Source organism: Nocardia sp. NPDC051570 (assembly GCF_044454005.1).
Classification (GTDB): domain Bacteria; phylum Actinomycetota; class Actinomycetes; order Mycobacteriales; family Mycobacteriaceae; genus Nocardia.
Map to the genome: position 1 here is coordinate 462,349 of NZ_JBITDI010000001.1, position 21,082 is coordinate 483,430.

Here is a 21,082-nt window from a genome sequence, read left to right on the forward strand (position 1 = left end):
CGGACATCGAGGTGCCGGTTGCTTGACACCGTCTGGCCGGTCCGGTTGTCTCATCATCAACTACTCTGCGCCACACCGTAACCCAGGTTATTCGAAAGGTCCCGACAATGGCCGACACGCCGCAGCCCGCCTCTGGCGACACGCCGGGCGAGAGCGGTGACGAGCGGTATACGGCGCGTCCCGGACAACATCAGAATCCGGCGCCGAGCGAAGCGCCCGGCGGCGCGCCCGGCCGTCATCAAATGCCGGGCGCGGCGGGATATCCGCAGTTCGGCGGTCCAGGCGCGGCGCAGTACGGCAGCGAGCCGGTCGAACCGCCCCCGCCGGTGAGTGGCGCCGTGCCACCGCCCGTTTCGGATGTTCCACCGGTTCATGGTCAACCGACTCAGGAGCCCGGATACGGTCAACAGGCCTATGAACAGCAGGCCTACGGCCAACCGGTTTATGGACCACCGGGTTCATATCCGCCGCCCGGCGAGATGCCTCCCTCGGGATGGACCCCGCCCCCGGGCCCGCCCGGATACGGCCCACCGCCCTACGGATACGCTCCCGGGGCGCCCGCCACCCTGAGCATCGGCCGCGCCCTCGGCTACGGCTGGGACCGCTTCCGCGCCAATCCGATTCCATGGGTCGCGATCACACTCGTCGGATTCATCGCCTATCTGGCGGTGGTGCTGGTGGTCCGGCTCACCTCGATCAATTCGGTGCTGGCGCTGCTGCTGTTGTTACTCGTGGTCGCGGTGGTCGTCTGGCTGTTGCAGGCGGCCATGATTCGCGGCGCCCTCTACGAAACCGACGGCACACCGCCGGATTTCCAGGGATTCTTCGGCTTCGTGAATGCGGGCAATGTATTGCTCACCGCGTTGATCGTGTTCGTCGTCGCCTGGGTCGCCGCGCTGTGCCTGGTATTTCCCGCGCTGATCGTCGGATATCTGTGCATGTTCGCACTGCACTTCGTGATCGATCAGGAACAGGATCCGTTCACCGCCGTCAAATCCAGTGTGCGGCTGGTCGTCACGAATTTCGGGCCGACACTGCTGCTGGCGCTGGCCGTGGCGGTGATGACATTGCTGGCCACGCTGCCGTGTGGTATCGGTCTGCTGGTGGTGGGACCGGTGGCGATCATGGCCGTCACCTACACCTATCGCTTCCTCACCGGCGGCCTGATCGCCTGAATCGCACCGGCGTCGTATCCCGCCCAGTCGCAGCGAGATACGACGCCCAGCGAGTTACTTCGCGTCCGCGCCGATCGGCTTGCCGTTCGCGTCGAGCCGCACGTCCAGGCCCGCCTCCTTGCGCTGCTGCGCGGTGATCGGGGCGGGCGCCTCGGTCAGCGGATCGACACCGCCGCCGGACTTCGGGAAGGCGATGACCTCGCGGATGGAATCGACACCGGCCAGCAGCGCGGTGATGCGGTCCCAGCCGAAGGCGATGCCGCCCATGGGCGGTGCGCCGTAGGAGAAGGCGTCGAGCAGGAAGCCGAACTGCGCCTGGGCCTCCTCGGCGCCGATGCCCATCACGTCGAACACCCGCTCCTGCACGTCGCGGCGGTGGATACGGATGGATCCGCCGCCGATCTCGTTGCCGTTGCAGACGATGTCGTAGGCGTAGGCCAGCGCCGAGCCCGGATCGGTGTCGAAGGTATCCAGCGACTCCGGCTTGGGCGAGGTGAAGGCGTGATGCACCGCGGTCCAGGCCGAATGACCCAGGGCCACATCGCCGCTCGCGGTCGCGTCGTCGGCGGGCTCGAACATCGGCGCGTCGACGATCCATACGAACGCCCAGGCATCCTCGTCGATGAGACCGCATTTGCGGGCGATCTCGCCGCGGGCCGCGCCCAGCAGCGCGCGCTGCGCCTTGGCGGGACCGGCGGCGAAGAAGACGCAGTCGCCGGGTTCGGCGCCGACATGTTTGGCCAGACCCTCGCGCTCGGCGTCGGTCAGGTTCTTCGCGACCGGGCCGCCGAGGGTGCCATCCTCCTGCACCAGCACATAGGCCAGGCCCTTGGCGCCGCGCTGCTTGGCCCATTCCTGCCAGGCGTCGAGCTGACGCCGCGGCTGGCTCGCGCCGCCGGGCATGACGACCGCGCCGACGTAGGGCGCCTGGAACACCCGGAACGGGGTGTCCTTGAAGTACTCGGCGCATTCGGTGATCTCGACCGCGAAACGCAGATCCGGCTTGTCGGAGCCGTAGCGGCGCATGGCCTCGGCGTAGGTCATATGCGGAATCGGCGTCGGAATGTCGTAGCCGACGAGCTTCCACAGCGCGACCAGGATGTCCTCGGCCAGCAGGATGACGTCCTCCTGCTCGACGAAGCTCATCTCGATGTCGAGCTGGGTGAATTCGGGCTGGCGGTCCGCGCGGAAGTCCTCGTCGCGGTAGCAGCGCGCGATCTGGTAGTAGCGCTCGATGCCGCCGACCATGAGCAGCTGCTTGAACAGCTGCGGCGACTGCGGCAGCGCGTAGAACTTGCCGGGCTGCAGGCGCGCAGGCACCAGGAAGTCGCGGGCGCCCTCCGGGGTGGAGCGGGTCATGGTCGGGGTCTCGACCTCGACGAAGGCATGGTCGGCGAGCACCTCGCGGGCGGCGGCGCTGACCTTCGAGCGCAGCCGGATGGCGCGGGCCGGACCCTCACGGCGCAGGTCCAGATAGCGGTACTTCAACCGCGCCTCTTCACCCGGCTCGTCGTCGAGCTGGAACGGCAGCGGCGCGGCCTCGTTGAGCACCTCGAGCTCGGTCACGTTGACCTCGATCGCGCCCGAGGGCAGGTTCGGGTTCTCGCTGCCGTCGGGCCGCTGCTCGACCACGCCGGTGACCTTGACACAGAACTCGTTGCGCAGCCGATGCGCCTGTTCGGCGGGCACGCCCTCGCGGAACACCGCCTGCGCCACACCCGACGCATCGCGCAGATCGATGAAGATCACCCCACCGTGGTCTCGCCGCCGGGCCACCCATCCACTGAGGGTGACGGTCAGACCGGCATGCTCGCTTCGCAGCGAACCTGCCAAGTGGGTGCGCAGCACGGGATTCCTTTCGACGACTCGATGCACGACCAGGGACGCCTGGCGCGCACCCATCCTAGTGACAACGCGTCTGAGAGCTCCGTGAGGGACTCTGTGACGCCGTCCTTCTCGGACGTCCGGACCCGAACCGTGGTGTGGATCGGGTCCCGGTTCTCGCGTCGTTCGGGCGGTTTCACACCCCCGGAGAGCGGGGTGTCAGTGCCGTCCCGTCGGCGAGCATTGTCAACCGGGGCTCGTGCTTCGGGCTCCCGGACTCGGGCACTCATCTAATTGCTCGCCCCGAGCAGCGAGGTTTATCGCGGCGTTGAGGTCACGGTCCAACCGCACCCCACACCCACAGGCGAACACACGATCCGCCAGCCGTAACCCCTCGCTGCGGACCCCGCAGCGCGAACACAACCGGCTCGAGGGAAACCACCGGTCGACGGTGATCACGTGCCCGCCGCGCCATGCTTGTTTGTAGCGGAGTTGGCGAGCGAACTCACCCCACCCGGCGTCACCGATCGCCCGAGCGAGGTGATGGTTACGCAGCATGCCTGCAATGTTGAGGTCCTCGATGACCAGCCGGTCGTGGGTCTTGACCAGCCGATTCGACGCCTGATGCAGGAAATGGTGGCGGATATTGCGGATCCGGTGATGATGGCGCGCCAACCGGGCGGCAGCAGCGCGGCGTCCTCGGCTGCCCTTCTGTTTCCGCGACACCGATCGGGCCAAGCGACGCTGCCTGCGCAGGCCGGTCACCAACGGGCGGGGTTGATCAGTCACCCGCTCAACCTCGACACCGTCAGCCGTGGCGGCCACCAGCAGTACCGACAATCCACGGTCCACGCCTACCCACCCCTGGTGGTCGCCGGGAGCGCGGACCGGGTGCCGGTGCGCGGCAGGCAGATCCGCCGCCTCGGTAGCGAGACTGATCATCCACCGGCCCGCCCGATGAGAGATCGTCGCCGACAGGATCCTCGCCCGCCCCTTGCTGGTCATGCGCCGCAGTCGGCGGGTGTCCTCACGCACCCGCACCACACCGATCACCGGCAGGGTGACCGATCGGGCGACGTTGTTGTCGCCGACCCGGATCGAGGCACGCCCACGCGGGGAATGCTTGTTACGCAGCCGGAACGACGGGACCGTCACCGACTTCGCCTTGTACTTCGGGAACCCGACCCGACGCCCCGCGCGTCTGCCGGTGCGTGAGTCCCGCCGCGCCGCCAGCCCGTGTCCGAGGTCGATGGCGGCTTCTTCGAATACCTGCTGGGACACCTGGTTTCGCCACCCGAGCCCGATCGCGGTCAGCGACACCGTCCCCGCCGGGTCGACAGTGAATACCCGTCCGGCATCCTCGGTTTTCTTCCACGCATTGAACCTGATGTGGTCGAACCCAGTCCACGGCACCCGAACATCCCGGCGACGGCGACGACCGTTCAAGGCCGTCTTCGTCTCCGCCAGGCAGTGGTTGAACGCGAACCGTGCCGCACCGGCATGCCGGGCCAGCATCGCCTGCTGCTCGACCGTCGGGTCGAGACAGAATCGGAAGGTCGTGAACCGCGCCACCGCCACAGCATGACATCGGCCACCGACAACAACCGGCGACCACACAGCCACGAAGACCGGCGCTATCTAAACAACTCCACCACACACTCCAGTTCTCAGATGCCTCTCAGACACGTCGGGACACCGGAAACCGATATCCACCCGCCCGTGTCAAGCTTGACTTCGAGTCGCGCACCCCAGCACACGAGAGAGCGAACGATGACCTTCAACGAGGGTATGCAGATCGATCCCGAACGGGCCTCGTCCGGCGGTATGGGCCCCAAACTCGCCCTCGGTGGCGGCGGTGGCCTGATCGTGCTCGTGCTGGCGTTGCTGTTCGGGGTGAATCCGGGCGATGTCGTGGGCAATCTGACCGGCGGTGGTAATCACCAGTCGCAGGGCGGCGGCGTGGACACCTCGATGTGCAAGACCGGCGCGGACGCCAACAAGTATGTGCAGTGCCGCGTCGTCGCGACCGCGCAGAGCCTCGACGGCGTCTGGGGCGCGCAGCTGGTGAGCCAGACCAGCAGGCAGTACAGCAAGCCGAAGCTGGTGTTGTTCAGCGGTGGGGTCGGCACCGGCTGCGGCAATGCGACCAGCGCGGTGGGCCCGTTCTACTGCCCCGCCGACCGCAGCGCCTACTTCGACACCGGATTCTTCCAGGAGCTGGTGGACAAGTTCGGCGCCAGCGGTGGTCCGCTGGCCCAGGAGTACGTCGTCGCGCACGAATTCGGCCACCATATCCAGAACCTGCTCGGCGATTCCGGTCGCGCCCAACGCGATCCGAAGGGTCCCGAATCCGGTTCGGTCCGCCTGGAGCTGCAGGCCGACTGCTACGCGGGCATGTGGGCCAACTACGCCGACAAACAGCCCATGTCGGCCACCAACAGCCAGCCCTTCCTGAAACCGTTGAGCGACAAGGATATCCAGGACGCCCTCTCCGCCGCCGCCGCGGTCGGCGACGACCGCATCCAGAAGGCGTCCACCGGCCGAGTCAACCCCGAGGGCTGGACCCACGGCTCCTCCGCCGAACGGCAGAAATGGTTCCTCGCCGGTTACCGCACCGGCCAGGTCCGTGCGTGCGACACCTTCAACGCCCAGGATCTGACCAATCCCCCGGCCCTGCGCTGAGCGGTCGGGCTCGAAAGCGATTGCGGGCGGGTAGATTTCGTCCGCCTCATCGGGCGCGCCGATCAGCGGTTCGGCCAGGGGACCCGCCGGACCGCGTCGATCTGCTGAGAGTGTGGCGCGTCGCGCACCACGACCGGGGCGGGCGGGACACAATCTTGGGCGGCGGTGGTGTCGGCCGCCGGAGATGGAGGGACGGTTCATGGGGAAGCGCGCGGGTACAAGACAATTCGCGGTGATGCGGGCGGCGGCGGGGATGGTGGCCATGGCCACCATGCTCTGCGGCACGGGCATCGCGCTGGCCGATCCGCCCGCCATGGCACCGCCGCCCCCGACCGCCGGTGCTCCGGCGGCCCAGTCGGTCCCCGCTCCCGCACCGGCCGACGGCCCCGAACTCCCCTCGGCTCCAGCACCTTCCGATGCGAACCCACCCGCGCCGAATCCCGATGCGCCATCGCCCGCAGGACCCCCGGCTCCGCCACCCGCACCCGCCGCACCGGCACAGGCACCGATAGCCAGTCCCCCGACTCCGAACCCCGCCGCCCCTCCCGCGCCGGGTCCCGAACCGGCTCCGAACCCTGCCGCACCGCCCGCAGCCGCACCCGAATCCGGACCGAACCCCGCCGCACCACCTGCAGCCGCACCCGAACCCGGACCGAACCCCGCCGCACCACCTGCAGCCGCACCCGAACCCGAACCGAACCCCGCTGCACCACCTGCGGCCGCTCCGGCGCCCGCGCCCGAACCGGCTCGAGACCCCGCCGCATCGCCGCCTGCCGCGCCCTCGGTTCCCGGAGCCGACACACCGAAGGCCGCGCCCGCCGCCGAGCCCGGGCCCGGTGCCGATGTGCCGCCGCCACCTGCTCCGCCCGCAGGTCCTCCGCCCCGGGCACCGGTGGGCGATCCCGTGCCTATCCCGCCACCGCCTGCTCCACCGGCTCCGCCCGCAGGTCCCCCGCCCCCGGCACCGGTGGGCGATCCCGTGCCTATCCCGCCACCGCCTGCTCCACCGGCTCCGCCCGCAGGTCCCCCGCCTCCGGCACCGGCGGGCGACCCCGCGCCCGCCCCGGCACCGCCTGCGCCACCCGCACCGCCAGCTCCGCCTGTGCCGCCAGCTCCCCCTGCGCCGCCAGCACCTCCCGCGCCACCTGCACCGCCCGCTCCCGCGCCCGCGCAGATCTCCTTGGTGCTCACCACGATTCCCGGGGGTTGGGAGGGGCGGACGGATTTGGGGCCGACGCTCGAGGTCATGACCGATGGGCGGGCGGTCGAGAGTCCGGATGCGGCCAGTGCGGAGCGGAAGCCTGGGACGGCGGCGCAGAAGCTCAGTGGGCGGATCGCTCCTGAGGTGTTGAGCGCGGCAATGGGTGAGGCGAAGGCGTTGGCCGCGGCGGATATGGGGATGCCCAAGGATGGGGACTCCAGCAGTACGCTGCTCGATTTCCTCGGGGCCGCACCGGATCAGGACGTGCATCTGGTGGTGTACTCGCCGAGCGCGACCGATGGGCTGAGCGATCAGCAGAAGGCCAATCGTCAGCGCTTCGCCGAGCTGTGTAAGAAGCTGCTCGACGGTTTCGTCCAGGATCGCTGAACGCCCGGCCCCAACGGGACCGGGCTACAACGAGATCGGGGGCCGGGTCAGCCGACCGTCCAGGTCTCCTTGCCGGTGAGCAACTCCTGCAAGGAATTCGGGCTCACCGGTTTGCGTTCCCGGGCGGCGGCGGACTGGGTGCGGACGCCGTCGTCGTAGGTCGCGCGGGAGACACTGCGGAAGATGCCGATCGGCACGTGCGAGAGATCCTGGGCGGACAGGCGCGACAGCGCGAAGGCGTATTCGGGATCGTCGAGATAGGCGTCGTGCACGACGATCTCGGACTCCTCCACAGTATCGGCCAGCACGACCTCGAGCCTGAAACCGCTGCGCACGACCGCGAATTCACCCTCGGCCCCGAACCGGATCGGACGACCGTGCCGCAACCGGATCAGATGCGATTCCGCATTCTCCCGGCGCAGCGCATCGAAGGAGCCGTCGTTGAAGATCGGGCAGTCCTGCAGAATCTCCACGAACGACGTGCCGCGATGTTCGGCGGCCGCGCGCAGCACCTCGGTCAGCCCGGCGCGGTCGGAATCCAGGGCGCGCGCGGCGAAGGTCGCCTCGGCGCCCAGCGCCACCGACAGCGTGTTGAACGGATGATCCACCGACCCCATCGGCGTCGACTTGGTCACCTTGCCGCGTTCGGAGGTCGGCGAGTACTGGCCCTTGGTGAGCCCGTAGATCCGGTTGTTGAACAGCAGAATCGTCATATTCACATTGCGCCGCAGGGCGTGGATCAGATGGTTGCCGCCGATCGACAACGCATCGCCGTCGCCGGTGACGACCCACACCGACAGATCGGGCCGCGTCACCGCCAGGCCGGTCGCGATGGCGGGCGCGCGGCCGTGGATGGAGTGGATGCCGTAGGCGTCCAGGTAGTACGGGAATCGGCTCGAACATCCGATGCCCGAGACGAACATCAGATTCTCCCGGCGCAGCCCGAGCTCGGCCAGAAATCCGCGCACGGTCGCGAGGATGACGTAGTCGCCGCAGCCCGGACACCAGCGCACCTCCTGATCGGAGGTGTAATCCTTGACCTTCTGCGGCCCGTCCGCGCCCGGCACCCCGGACAACCCGGTCAGGCCCAGATCGGTGCCGACCAGCGAGGTTTCGACGATCGTCATCACATACCCCCTGTGGTGCGATAGGTGGCCCGCGCTCGCGCGTCGAAGGCCTTGTCATGTTCCATCTCCGCGATGGATCCGTCGAGTGCCGCATCGATGACGCCGACCAGTTCCTGCGCCGAGAACGCCGTCCCCGCGATCTTCGTCCACGGCTGCACGTCGGCCAGATACCGCGCGCGCAGCAGCATGGCGAGCTGGCCGCCGTTCATCTCCGGGGCGACGATCGTGCGATAGCGGCGCAACACCTCACCGGTATTGGGCGGCAACGGATTCAGATTCCGCAGATGCGCCTGCGCGACGGGCACCCCGCGCCGCCGCGCCCGCCGACAGGCCTCGCCGATCGGACCGTAGGAACTGCCCCACCCGATCAACAACAGCTCGGCGCGCCCGTCGGGATCGTCGACCTCGAGTTCGGGCACCGCGATGCCGTCGATCTTGGCCTGCCGCAGCCGCACCATGAGCTCGTGATTGGCCGGATCGTAGGAGATGTTGCCGCTGCCGTCGGCCTTCTCCAGCCCGCCGATGCGATGCGCGCGGCCCTTGGTGCCCGGCACCGCGAGCGGCCGGGCCAGCGTCTCGGTATCGCGCGCGTAGGGCTGGAACGAATCCCCCTCGGCGCCCTCGGTTTCGAAGGCCGGATCGATCGGCGCGAGCTCCGCGACATTCGGAATCGCCCACGGCTCCGATCCGTTGGCGATCGCGCCGTCGGACAGCAGCAGCACCGGGGTGCGGTAGGTCAGCGCGATCCTGGCCGCCTCCACCGCCGTGGCGAAGCAGTCCGCCGGGGACCGCGGGGCCAGCACCGCGACCGGTGATTCGCCGTTGCGGCCGTAGAGCGCCTGCAGCAGATCGGCCTGTTCGGTCTTGGTCGGCAGGCCCGTGGAGGGCCCGCCGCGCTGGACGTCGACGATCAGCAGCGGCAGCTCGGTCATCACCGCCAGGCCGATGGCCTCGCTCTTGAGCGCCAGACCCGGGCCGGAGGTGCTGGTGACCCCGAGCGCGCCGCCGACCGAGGCGCCCAGCGCCGCACCGATTCCCGCGATCTCGTCCTCGGCCTGGAAGGTAGTGACACCGAAGTTCTTGTGCTTGCTCAACTCATGCAGGATGTCAGAGGCCGGGGTGATGGGATAAGTCCCCAGAAACACTGGCAGACCGGACAATTGACCAGCCGCGACGATGCCGTACGCGAGCGCGGTGTTCCCGGTGATCTGCCGGTAGGTACCCGGCGCGAGGGTCGCGGGCGCGATCTCGTAGGTGGTGGCGAAGGTTTCGGTGGTCTCGCCGTAGTTCCAGCCCGTCCGGAACGCGAGGATGTTGGCCTCGGCGATATCCGGTGTGGCGGCGAACTTCTCGCGCATGAACTGCTCGGTGCCGCCGAGGGGCCGGCCGTACATCCACGACAGCAAGCCGAGCGCGAACATGTTCTTCGCCCGCTGGCCGTCCTTCTTGCCCACCCCGGTCGGCTCGGTGGCCGCCAGCGTCAGTGAGGTCATGGGCACCCGATGCACGACGAAACCCGACAGCGTGTCGTCGGTGAGCGGATCGCCGGCGTACCCGACCTTGGCCAGGTTGCGCTTGGTGAACTCGTCGGTGTTGACGATCACCGTCGCGCCGCGCGCCAGATCCTCCAGATTCGCCTTCAGCGCAGCGGGATTCATCGCCACCAGCACATCGGGCTGATCGCCCGCGGTGAGGATGTCGTAGTCGGCGATCTGGATCTGGAACGACGACACGCCGGGCAGCGTGCCCTGGGGTGCGCGGATCTCGGCCGGGAAGTTCGGCATGGTCGCCAGATCGTTGCCGAAGGCGGCCGCTTCATGCGTGAAGCGGTCGCCGGTGAGCTGCATCCCGTCGCCGGAGTCGCCGGCGAAGCGGATGACGACCCTCTCCAATTTCTCTGTGCCGGCACCGTTGTGGTGCGCAAGGTCAACCATGCGCCTGCATCACTTCCTCGTCGGTGAGAAGTACCACACGCCAAATTACTCCGCCGCACCCCTCGGGCACACCCGAGATGCGTTGTGTGTATCGCATGAAAAGCGTTGTGTGTATTGCATGATTCGATCAAATCCGAGCGGGCGCACTCGGATGAGCAGTGCATCAAGCGAACAGGGCGAGCTGTGGGTCGGGCCCGGGTAATCGGTCCTCGTGCTCCGGCGGCGCGGCGTCCACTCGGAGGTCTCGATTCAGTCCGTGCCGAGCGAGCAACGGCTCGACCCGACCGCGTAGCCACGCAGAATACTCCGGTGTGACGTACGCCCCACGACCGTACAGCTGTCGGTATCGGCGCAGCAGCGCCGGGTGGTGGGTGGCCAGCCACTCCAGGAACCAGCCGCGGGTGCTGCCGCGCAGATGCATCGGAAACGCCACCACATTCGCCGCGCCCGCCGCGGCGATCGCGGCGAACAGCTCCTCCAGCTGTGCGCTGGCGTCGGTGAGATAGGGAATCACCGGGGCGACCAGTACCGATACCGCGAATCCGGCATCGGTCAGCGCGCGCACCAGATCCAGCCGCGCGCGCGGCGACGGCGTGCCCGGTTCCAGGCCGCGATGCAGATCCGGATCGAGTATCGCGATCGACACCGCCAGGCTGACCGGCGCGACCCGCGCGGCCTGGATGAGCAGCGGCAGATCCCGGCGCAGCAGCGTGCCCTTGGTGAGTATGGAAAACGGTGTGCCCGAATCGGTCAGCGCGCCGATGATGCCCGGCATCAGCCGATAACGCCCCTCCGCGCGCTGATACGGATCGGTGTTGGTGCCCAGCGCCACCGTCTCGTGCCGCCACGATCGGCGGTGCAGCTCCTTGCGCAGCACTGCCGCAACATTGGTCTTCACCACGATCTGAGTGTCGAAATCGCGACCGGCGTCCAGGTCCAGGTATTCGTGGGTGGTGCGGGCGAAGCAGTATCGGCAGGCATGCGAACAGCCGCGCATCGGGTTGATCGTCCACTTGAACGACAACCCGCTGCCCTCCGGGAGCTTGTTCAGCGCGCTCTTGCACAGCACCTCGTGAAATGTGATGCCCTCGAACTCGGGGGTCTGGACGCTGCGCACGAAACCGGCCCGCTCGAGTCCCGGAAGGGCGCCGTCCTCGGCATCCAGGGTCTGGCCTTGCCATCGCACCCATCTAGTCGAACATGTGTTCTAAGCGGTGTCAAGCAATGCTGCGCACCTCCGGCTCGAGCGGTTCGCCCTTGTAGAACGCGATCAGGTCGCGGACGGTCCGCTCGGTCGGCCGCGGCAGATACCCCAGTTCGGTGCGGGCCTTGGCGCCGTCGACCTGCGGGGCCGACAGCAGCGCGCCCATCGCCGCGCGCGAGACCTTATCGCTGCCGAACAGCTTCGCGATCGGCTCGATCACGGGCAGCACGGCCGAGATCATCGGGACCGGAATCGCGAAGTGCGGCCCGCGTTTCCCGTTGACGGCCGCGGCCAGCCGGGTCACCGCGAGCATCGACACCATGGCCCCGGGCAGCAGATAGTTCTCGCCGGTCCGGCCACGTTCTCCGGCCAGGATCAGCCCGGCCGCCACATCGCGCACGTCGACCAGATCGAATCCCCCGCCGACCATGACCGGTACCCGGCCGCGCGCGGCGTCCCACACCGAGGCGTTGATCCGCGAGGCGCTGTTGTCGATCGGCCCGTAGACGCCGGTCGGATTGCAGATCACCGCGTCCAGCCCGCGATCGATGACCCTGCGCAGTTCGACTTCGCCCTGACATTTGGACCGGTCGTACACCGGCAGCCCGGGATCGATCGAGCGTGCCGAGCGCTCGTCGATGCGGCCGCCGCAGCTGTACTGATCGAAGGCGTGGATGGAGCTGGCGTGCACCATGCGCCGGGCGCCGACCTCGCGGGCGGCCTCGGCGACCACCCGCACGCCCTCGGTATTCACCCGCCAGGCCCGATCGTCGCGGTGCGCCAGCGTGATCACCGCCACCAGGTGATACACCACCTCGGCGCCGTCGAGCGCCGAGCGCATCGACACCGGGTCGAGCACGTCGCCGGTCACCCAGCGCACCCGTGGGTCCGGGGATCCGGCGGGCCGGATCCGATCGATGGCGGTCACCTCGTGACCGCGCTGCAGAAGTTGGTTGAGCAGATTCGTGCCGAGGAATCCGGCTGCCCCGGTGACTGCGACCTTCATGCGATCGAGAATATAGAACCCGTTCTAATTTGCAACACGTCCCGATTCGATTCCCTTCCCGTCGCGCAGGCTCGAAACCTGTCCGCGTGGTCGGCTATATTGAGGCCCAGCCACCATCTCGGCGGGTGGTGGGCGGGTGAGTTCATACGGACACGAAGGCTGATGATCACGACGATTGGGGGGCAGACACGATGAGTGATCTCTCGATGGAACCCGGTGCGGTCCAGGCGTTCGGCGCGACACAGGAGGGTGTGGCCGCCGATATCGCCGGCGCGGCGAATATGGACGCGACCAAGAACGTCGCGGCGATGACGCCGGTGTTCGGTGTCATCGGGGCGGACTACCTGGCCATGTTCGCCGCCGCGCAGGTGCTGCACTGCAAGGACGTCAACGACCTCTCGGCCAAGGTGGACCACCTGGGCAAGGCCGCATTCGGCACGGTCGCGATGTTCACCGGCACCGACGGATCGTCCTCGGCGGAGCTCGGGGGCCTCGGCAATCAGATGGGGGCATGACGCGTGAGAACAGTCGACGGGACCGATAGCGGCGTGATCGGCGCGGCACAGACCGCGGCCGCCCCGCTGCCCGCACCCACCCTCGCCGAGGCGGGCCAGCACGGCCCCCTGCTCGATGTGTCGCTGCCGCAGCTGCCGGCGGATATGCCGCCGATCGAGCCGCCCGCATTCACGCTGGCGCGCAAGGAATACGACGACAACGGCTCCACGCTGGGCGCCCCGCATATGCCCGGCCTCGGCGGTAACGGCGCCGCGCCCGATGCCTCCGGCGCGATCCATTCCGCCGCGCTCGGCGATCCAGCCTCGCCGCTGCTCGGCGTGGCGCACGGCGCGTTGAACGGCGCGCAGGGCGCGCTCGACACCACTCATGCCGCGGCCCAGGGCGTGCTCGACAGCGCGCAATCGGCGCTGGGCGGCGGTGGCGCGACGGCCGCGATCCAGCAGGCCGGTTCGCCCGCCGCAGCCGCTGCGGCCGCCGCGCCGATGGCGGCTCCCCTGCCCGCCGATCCGATCGCCGCATTGATGAACGGCGTCGCGCTGCCCGCGCTGCCGGGTGTCGACGCGCTGTTCAAACCGTTCCTGGATCTGTTGTCCAGCTTCGGTTCCGGTGTGCTGGGCGCGCTGAATCCGGCCGCGCTGCTGAGCCAATCCTCGCAGGTCATCCAGTCGGCCATGCAGGTCGGCGCCGGCGCGATGAAGTCGGTGGAGCAGGTATGGGAGGGGCAGGCCGCCCGCAGCGCCCAGACCGCCTCGCAGCAGAACCAGGCGCACGGCGAGGACGCCAGCCAGCGCGGCATCGATATCTCGAAACTCACCGAGGAGGCCGCGGCGGTCGTGCAGCGCGGCAATGTGCAGCTGACCGCGGTGGCGAATACGTTCGCGGCCGAGGCCAGCGCGCTCGCGCCGGTCATCTTCACCCCGCCCGCACAGGCGACGCTGATCGCCAGCGCCACCGAACATCTCGGTACGGCCGTGGGCATCGTCAACGCCACCCGTGGCGAATTGGCCGGATACACCGGCCAATTGACCGGCGTCGTGCAGCAGCTGCTCGGCACGGCCGGCGGGCCGAATCCGGCCGAGGTCGCGCAGTCGGTGGCGCAGAACGTCGGCCAGCCGATCATGGAGCAGGCCCAGCAGCTACTGTCCGGCGGCGGCGACGGCATCGGTACCCAGGCCGCGGGCCTCGGCGGTGGCGGTCTGCCGGGCTCCGGCCTCGGCGCCTCCACCCATGCGGCCTCCTTCGGCGGAAACGGCGCACATCCGGGCTCCTTCGGCGGATCCGGCGGCGGCGCAGGCGGTTTCGGCGGCAGTGGCGGATTCGGTGGCATCGGCGGTCTCGGCGGCGGTGCCGCGGCGGCGGCCAAACCAGGCTCGGGCGCCTCGCTGCCCGGCGCGCGTGGCGCGCTCGGAGTCCCCGGTATGCCGTTCGGTCCGGGCATGCCCGGCACGGCGGGCCAGGGCGCGCCCGGTTCCGGATTCATGGGCGGCGCCCCCGGCGCGGCCGGTCAGCGCCGCGACGAGGACGAACACGGCCGGACCGTCCAGCCCTACCAAAGCCCCACCGGCAACGCCGATCTCACCGGCGGCCTGGGCGAGACCGCTCCGGAGGTCATCGGCCAGACCCACTCCGACGAGATCATCAACGACTACGAGATGGACCAGTTCTGAGTCGCTGAGCGGCACAGACGAATTCGGCCTGGACCATATGGTCCGGGTCGAATTCGTCTGTGCGACGGCCGGATTACCCGAGTTCGGCCAGTTGGCGGACCGCCGGGGCCATTCCCTCGATCCACGCGGCCGGTGCGCCGGTCGTCGGCGTGACGATGACCGTGCGCACGCCGAGCTTCGCGTAATCGGCCATCTGCGCGACGAATTCGTCGCGAGTGTCCGGAGTCGGACGGGGATTGTTGGGCAGGATCGTGATACGGATGGTGCCGTAGTCGCGGCCGACATCGTCGCAATGGCGGCGCAACACATCGAGTTTGTGCCCGACATCCTCGGGCGAGGAGGCCAGCAGATTGCAGGCGTCGCCGTACTGCGCGACCAGCCGCAGCGTCTTCTTCTCCCCGCCGCCGCCGATGAGCACCTTCGGGCGATTGATCGGCTGCGGCGAGCACAGCGTCTCCGCCAGTTGGTAGTGCTTGCCCTCGAACGGGCCGTTATCGGCGGGATCCCACATCTGCGCGCAGATCCGCAGGGCCTCCTCGAGCCGCTCGAAACGCTCGGCCAGCGGCGGGAACGGCACACCCAGCCCCTGATGTTCGCGCTCGAACCAGGCGGCGCCGATACCCAGCACCGCCCGCCCGCCGGACAGCACATCCAGCGTGGTGACGATCTTGGCGAGCAGGCCCGGATGCCGGTAGGTCACGCCGGTGACCAGCAGGCCCAGCTCGATCCGGCTGGTGTGCGCGGCCAGATAGCCGAGGGTCGTATAGCCCTCGAGCATGTTCGACTCCGGCGGCCGCCCGGTCGGCGCGATCTGAAAGTAGTGATCCATGAACGACAACCAGGTCGCTCCGGACTCCTCCGCGACGGCGCCCACCCGGGCGAGCTCGCCCGCGATCGCCGTGGTGCCACCGTCGATATCGAAGATCGGAAGGTGAAAGCCGAGTTCCATGACCAGATCTCTCTGCGTGTGAATGGTGTACTCGCACGCTAGATCCTGGAGCACACTCCAAGTCAAGCAGCGGGCAGCGACGGCAGCGGCTTCGCGAACAACCAGGCGTCCCACAGCGGGCGCAGCGACGCGTCGCTGTAATGGCTCGCCAGATCCGTGAACTCCTGGGTGCTGACCGAGCCGTGCCGATACCGGGCTGTCCAATCCTGCAGCAGCGCAAAGAACTTCGCGTCGCCGAGGGTCAAGCGCAGCGCGTGCAGGGTGAGCGCGCCGCGCTTGTAGATCCGATCGTCGAACATCGAGGCCGCACCCGGATCGGCGAGCAGGATGTCCTGGGGGCGCCGCGACAGCAGCTGATGCGCGGCACGGGCCATCACATCGGCGCTCGGACCGTCGGAGGCCTCCGACCAGATCCATTCGGCGTAGCAGGCGAAACCCTCGTGCAACCAGATATCGCGCCACTGCCGCACGGTGAGGCTGTTGCCGAACCACTGATGGGCCAATTCGTGGGCGATCAACCGCTCCGCGCCGCGCGCACCGTCGCAGTGATTGGCGCCGAAGATCGACAGCCCCTGCGCCTCCAGCGGAATCTCGAGCTCGTCGTCGGTCACCACGACCGTATAGCCCTCGAACGGATACGGCCCGAATCGCCGCTGGAACTCCACCATCATCTGCGGCTGGCGGCCGAAGTCGTGATCGAAGGCGGTACGCAACCGCGCCGGGTACACCGCCTGCATCGGCACGCGATCCCCTCCGGGGACCGGATCGATCCGATGCTTCTGGTACGGGCCGATCTGCACCGTGGCCAGATACGTCGACATCGGTTCGGGCGCCTCGTACACCCAGGTCGTCTGGCTCGCCTTGACGCGCTTATGGGTCAGCACGCCGTTGGCGACCACGTAATACGGCGAGTCGGCGGTGATCGATATTCGATAGCTCGCCTTGGAACCGGGGTGATCGTCACAGGGAAACCAGGAGGCCGCCCCGTTGGGCTGGCCCGCGACCAGCGCGCCCTCGGTCAGCTCCTCCCAGCCGACCTCACCCCACGGCCCGCGGATCGGCTTCGGGGTTCCGGCGTACTGCACGACGATCGAGAGGACCCCGCCCGCCGGAATCCGCGCCGCCGGTGTGATCGTCAGCTTGCCGCGCTGATGGATGTATCGCGCGGCCTTGGCCCCGTTGACGAAAACCTTGGCGACGCCGAGGGATTGGGACAGATCCAGCGAGTATCGCGTGCGCACCTCGGTGGTCACGGCCGTGAGCGTGGCGCTGCCCGCGAGCCGATTGCTCGCGACCTTGTACTCCAGCTCGAGCTCGTATCGCGACACCCGATAGCCGCGATTCCCGTTCTGCGGCAGATAGTCGTCGATGGGATCCTCGTAGAACTTCTCGATCATCACCGCTCCGGCCACGGCGCGATCGGATTGCCCCACCAGCGGGTCGAGGGCGGCACGGTGTCGCCGCGCATCACCAGCGACGCCGGGCCGACGGTCGCGCCCGCGCCGATCCGCGCGGCGGGCAGTGCCACGCAGTGCGGGCCCAGCGTCGCGCCCGCCTCGAGAGTCACCGTATCCATGGCCATGATCCGATCATGGAACAGATGGGTCTGCACAACGCAGCCGCGTTCCACGGTCGCGCCGTCGCCGAGGGTCACCAGATCCGCCTCGGGCAGCCAGTACGACTCGCACCACACCCCGCGCCCGATCGTCGCGCCCAATCCGCGCAGCCAGATGTTCATCACCGCGGTGCCGGTCGTGGCGCGGGCGAACCACGGGGCCGCAACGGTTTCCACGAAGGCGTCGGACACCTCGTTACGCCAGACGAACGAACTCCACAGCGGATGTTCCTCGCGGCCGATCCGCCCGACCATCAACCATTTCGCGGCCACCGCGATCAGGCCGGCGAAGATGCCCGCCACCAGCAGCACGATGCCCGACAGCAGTGCGGCGAACCAGTATCCGGTATCGGAGGCCAGCCAGGCGAGCGCGAACAGCACCCCGAGTCCGATGCCGAAGGTCACCATGACCGGAATCAGGCGGCAGGTCTCGACCAGCCCGCGGGCGGCCCGCAATCGCAGCGACGGATCGAAGGTGCGCGCGGTATCGGACTCACCGGCCTTGCGCCGCAACCGAACCGGCGGACTGCCCAGCCACGACGATCCGGCCTTGGCCTTCTCCGGCGCGGCCGACAGCACCGCGACCAGACCGTTCTTCGGCACCCGGCGGCCCGGCGCGGTCATCCCGGAATTGCCCAGGAACGCCCGCTTGCCGACCTTGGCCCCGCCGACGCGCATCCAGCCGCCGCCGAGTTCGTAACTGGCGATCATGGTGTCGTCGGCCAGGAACGCGCCGTCGGCGACGGTGGTGAACTTCGGCAGCAGCAGGACCGTCGACGCCTCGACGCCCTTACCGATCTGCGCGCCCAGCAGGCGCAACCACAGCGGCGTCAACAGGCTCGCGTAGAGCGGGAACAGGAAGGTGCGCGCGGAATCCATCAGCCGCTCGGTGGCCCAGGCCTGCCAGCCGGCGCGGCTGCGCACCGGGTGGTAGCCCTCGCGCAGGCCGATGCCGAGCAGCCGGACCGCGATCAGCGTGAGCACCGCGAAGACCGCCAGGCCCAGCACGGTGGCCACCGGCAGGATCGCGAAGGCGTGCCCGAGTGCGGCGGGCAGCGTCCGCTCGTCGCGGATCCACCACGCGATCAGCGCCCCGCCCGCGCCCAGGCCGATGATGGGCATCGCGGCCAGCACCATCGAGGTGAGTCCGAAGACCGCGACCCAGCGCGCCGCGCGCGGCGGGGTCACCGACGGCCACGGGTATTCGGCCTTGCCGACCTTCACCGCGGGGGAACCGGCCCACTCCTGGCCCGCCTTCACCTTGCGGAATACCGCCGAACCGGGCGCGACGACCGCGTTCTTGCCGACCACCGCACCGGGCAGCAGCGTCGAACGGGAACCGACGACCGCGCCGGCGCCGATCCGGATCCGCCCGATCCGCAGCAGATCACCGTCGATCCAATAACCGGCCAGATCGACCTCGGGCTCCACGCTGCAGCCGTCGCCGAGTTCGAGCATGCCCGTCACCGGCGGCAGCGTATGCAGGTCGACGCCCTTGCCGATCTTGGCGCCCAGTGCACGGGCGAACGGCACCATCCACGGTGCGCCGGAAAGGTTTTCCGCACCGCTGGCCTCCGACAGCCGCACCGCGGTCCACAGCCGCAGATGGACCGATCCGCCGCGCGGATAGCTGCCGGGCCGCACGCCGCGCAGCAGTGTCCGGGCGCCGATCACACAGATCGCCATGCGACCGGGCGGGGAGATGAACAATATGAATCCGGCCAGCGCCCACCACCACGACAGGCCCGGCATCCACGGCAGCGCGCCGAACCAGCTCGCGATGTTGGTGACGATGCCCAGCCAGGTCACCCACTGCAGGCCGGTGAGCGTGATCAGCGGCACCAGGGCGAGCACCTGCGCCCACTGGGCCGGCCGCGGCGTGGGCGCCACCGTGCGGATTTCGACCTCGGGCGCCGGTGCCGCCGCATCGAGGAAATCGGCCAGCGCGCCCAGACGCGGATGGTCGTACAGATCGGCGACGGTGACCTGTGAGAAGCGTTCACGCAGCGCGGTCACCAGCTGTGCGGCCGACAGCGATCCGCCGCCGAGATCGAAGAAGTCCGCATTCGGGCCCGAAATGTCCGCGCCCAGAATCGAATTCCACAACCCGGCGATCCAGTGCGCCGTCCCGTCGAGCCCGTGGCCGGGTTCCGGTTCGGCGGCCGCGCCTGGCAGCGGCCAGGGCAGCGCGTCGCGATCGACCTTTCCCGAAGTGCGCGTGGGCAATTCGGGCAACACCGCCAGGCGCGGCACCAGGGGTGCGGGCAGCCGTTCGGCGAGCAGGGTGCGGGCGTGCGCGACGTCGAAGTCGGCATCGGCGCTGGCCAGGTAGCCGACCAGAATCTTGTTGCCCGCCTTGGTGGTTCGCACCGCGGCGGCCGCGGCGCTGACACCGGGCAGGTTCTGCAGGGCGTTGTCGAGTTCGCCGAGTTCGATGCGGCGCCCGCCGATCTTGACCTGATCGTCGGCACGGCCGAGGAAGATCAGCCCGGCGTTCTCGTTGCGCACCAGATCGCCGCTGCGATAGGCCCGTTCCCAGCCCAGCGATGGCATGGGCGCGTACTTCTCGGCGTCCTTGGCCGGATCCAGATAGCGGGCCAGGCCGACGCCGCCGATCACCAGTTCCCCGGTCTCGCCCTCCCCCACCGGATGTCCGGAGCCGTCCACGACGGCCAGATCCCAGCCGTCCAACGGCAGTCCGATGCGCACCGGGCCGTCACCGGTCAGCCGGGCGGCGCAGGCGACCACGGTGGCCTCGGTCGGGCCGTAGGTATTCCAGACCTCGCGATCGGTGGTTCCGGCGAGCCGCTCGGCCAGCTCGGGCGGCACCGACTCACCGCCGAAGATCAACAGCCGCACCGCTTCCAGGGCCTCGGCGGGCCACATCGCCGCCAGCGTCGGCACCGTCGAGACGATGCTGATCGTGCGGCGCTCGAGCCACGGGCCCAGATCCATCCCGCTGCGCACCAGCGCCCGCGGGGCGGGGACCAGGCAGGCGCCGTGCCGCCAGGCCAGCCACATCTCCTCGCACGAGGCGTCGAATGCGACCGAGAGACCGGCCAATACGCGATCCCCCGGCCCGATCGGATTGTCCTGCAGGAACAGTCGCGCCTCGGCGTCGACGAAGGCGGCGGCATTGCGGTGCGTGACCGCGACACCCTTGGGCGTGCCGGTGGATCCGGAGGTGAAGATGATCCAGGCGTCGTCGCGCGGCTGCGGCACCGCGGTGGAACCCGCTCGCGGGCCGCCGTTCTCGGTGCCGAGGGTGGTGATGCCGTCGGCGGTGACCAGGGCGCGGATCCCGGCCTCGCCGAAGACCAGTCGCGCCCGCTCGTCGGGATCGTCGGCATCCACCGGAACGTAGGCGGCCCCGGCGTGCAGCACGGCCAGGATCGATACGTACAGCTCGCTGGTGCCCGACGGGATCCGGATGCCGACCCGGTCGCCGGCACGAACCCCGGTCGCGCGCAGTCGATCCACGGTCTCGTCGATCTCCGCGAGCAGTTCGGCGTAGGTCAGGACGTCGGCGCCGTCATCGATCGCGGGTGCGTCCGGATGCGCCTCGGCCGTCGCGGCCAGGATGTCGACGAGCGTCCGCGGTTCGGGCGCGTCGAATGCGCGCAGTAATGGTGTAGGTGCCGACACCTCGGACAACTCGGAACCGAGTGTCAACGTCCCGCCTTTCCCGCTCGCCCCCGCTCATGTGCTGTTCCGTTCTACCCCGGGACGGTTACCGATGAGCAAATGCAGTGCCTACATCAGTGACATGTCGAACAGGGCCCGGGCGGCCGATTC

At 69.0% G+C, this 21,082-nt stretch carries 15 protein-coding genes; 5 read left to right on the forward strand and 10 right to left on the reverse strand.

The window, feature by feature from the left end:
- Positions 1-107 precede the first annotated feature (107 nt).
- Complete coding sequence (locus ACIA76_RS02130) at positions 108-1,175, forward strand: hypothetical protein (RefSeq protein ID WP_397147390.1); 1,068 nt, start codon at positions 108-110, stop codon at positions 1,173-1,175.
- Between the two features lie 54 nt (positions 1,176-1,229).
- On the opposite strand, the gene aspS is transcribed toward ACIA76_RS02130, so the two are convergent.
- Both aspS and ACIA76_RS02140 read right to left on the reverse strand, forming a co-directional pair.
- Positions 1,230-3,023, reverse strand: a complete 1,794-nt coding sequence (gene aspS, locus ACIA76_RS02135; protein ID WP_397147392.1) for an aspartate--tRNA ligase — start codon at positions 3,021-3,023, stop codon at positions 1,230-1,232.
- A gap of 222 nt (positions 3,024-3,245) precedes the next feature.
- Entirely contained in the window at positions 3,246-4,571 is a 1,326-nt protein-coding gene (locus tag ACIA76_RS02140) for an RNA-guided endonuclease InsQ/TnpB family protein (protein WP_397147394.1), read from the reverse strand.
- Positions 4,572-4,769: 198 nt separating this feature from the next.
- On the opposite strand from ACIA76_RS02140, the gene ACIA76_RS02145 reads away from it, so the two are divergent.
- The gene (locus ACIA76_RS02145) at positions 4,770-5,681 is read left to right on the forward strand and encodes a neutral zinc metallopeptidase (RefSeq protein WP_397147396.1); all 912 of its coding nucleotides are present in this window, start codon (positions 4,770-4,772) and stop codon (positions 5,679-5,681) included.
- A gap of 983 nt (positions 5,682-6,664) precedes the next feature.
- Here ACIA76_RS02145 and ACIA76_RS02150 read toward each other — a convergent pair.
- Positions 6,665-6,832, reverse strand: coding sequence for a hypothetical protein (locus ACIA76_RS02150; RefSeq protein ID WP_397147398.1), 168 nt, complete (start codon positions 6,830-6,832; stop codon positions 6,665-6,667).
- A 95-nt stretch (positions 6,833-6,927) separates the two neighbouring features.
- Between ACIA76_RS02150 and ACIA76_RS02155 the strand changes: the two genes are divergently transcribed.
- Positions 6,928-7,269 (forward strand): hypothetical protein, encoded by a 342-nt coding sequence (locus ACIA76_RS02155; protein WP_397147400.1) that lies wholly within the window; start codon positions 6,928-6,930, stop codon positions 7,267-7,269.
- 47 nt (positions 7,270-7,316) lie between these two features.
- Here ACIA76_RS02155 and ACIA76_RS02160 read toward each other — a convergent pair whose 3' ends face one another.
- The 4 genes from ACIA76_RS02160 to ACIA76_RS02175 form a co-directional block, all read right to left on the reverse strand.
- The gene (locus ACIA76_RS02160) at positions 7,317-8,396 is read right to left on the reverse strand and encodes a 2-oxoacid:ferredoxin oxidoreductase subunit beta (RefSeq protein WP_397147402.1); all 1,080 of its coding nucleotides are present in this window, start codon (positions 8,394-8,396) and stop codon (positions 7,317-7,319) included.
- Positions 8,396-10,330: a 2-oxoacid:acceptor oxidoreductase subunit alpha gene (locus ACIA76_RS02165; RefSeq protein ID WP_397147404.1), complete on the reverse strand. Its 1,935-nt coding sequence runs from the start codon at positions 10,328-10,330 to the stop codon at positions 8,396-8,398. The genes ACIA76_RS02160 and ACIA76_RS02165 overlap by 1 nt, the downstream gene beginning before the upstream one ends.
- A 163-nt stretch (positions 10,331-10,493) precedes the next feature.
- Positions 10,494-11,516 carry an Rv2578c family radical SAM protein gene (locus ACIA76_RS02170; RefSeq protein ID WP_397147406.1) on the reverse strand — a complete coding sequence of 341 codons (1,023 nt, stop codon included), beginning with the start codon at positions 11,514-11,516 and terminating at the stop codon, positions 10,494-10,496.
- Between the two features lie 31 nt (positions 11,517-11,547).
- Positions 11,548-12,540, reverse strand: a complete 993-nt coding sequence (locus ACIA76_RS02175; protein ID WP_397147408.1) for an NAD-dependent epimerase/dehydratase family protein — start codon at positions 12,538-12,540, stop codon at positions 11,548-11,550.
- A 191-nt stretch (positions 12,541-12,731) separates the two neighbouring features.
- Between ACIA76_RS02175 and ACIA76_RS02180 the strand changes: the two genes are divergently transcribed.
- A complete protein-coding gene (locus tag ACIA76_RS02180) occupies positions 12,732-13,055 on the forward strand; it encodes a type VII secretion target (protein WP_397147411.1) in 324 nt (107 codons plus the stop codon).
- Between the two features lie 3 nt (positions 13,056-13,058).
- Entirely contained in the window at positions 13,059-14,723 is a 1,665-nt protein-coding gene (locus ACIA76_RS02185) for a hypothetical protein (protein WP_397147413.1), read from the forward strand.
- A gap of 73 nt (positions 14,724-14,796) precedes the next feature.
- On the opposite strand, the gene ACIA76_RS02190 is transcribed toward ACIA76_RS02185, so the two are convergent.
- The 3 genes from ACIA76_RS02190 to ACIA76_RS02200 all read right to left on the reverse strand — a co-directional run bounded on the left by ACIA76_RS02190 (position 14,797) and on the right by ACIA76_RS02200 (position 20,959).
- Entirely contained in the window at positions 14,797-15,672 is an 876-nt protein-coding gene (locus tag ACIA76_RS02190; protein WP_397147964.1) for an LLM class F420-dependent oxidoreductase, read from the reverse strand.
- Positions 15,673-15,734: 62 nt separating this feature from the next.
- A complete protein-coding gene (locus ACIA76_RS02195) occupies positions 15,735-17,069 on the reverse strand; it encodes a M1 family metallopeptidase (RefSeq protein WP_397147967.1) in 1,335 nt (444 codons plus the stop codon).
- Complete coding sequence (locus ACIA76_RS02200; RefSeq protein ID WP_397147415.1) at positions 17,069-20,959, reverse strand: Pls/PosA family non-ribosomal peptide synthetase; 3,891 nt, start codon at positions 20,957-20,959, stop codon at positions 17,069-17,071. Before ACIA76_RS02200 ends, ACIA76_RS02195 begins: the two co-directional genes overlap by 1 nt.
- Positions 20,960-21,082: the final 123 nt, after the last annotated feature.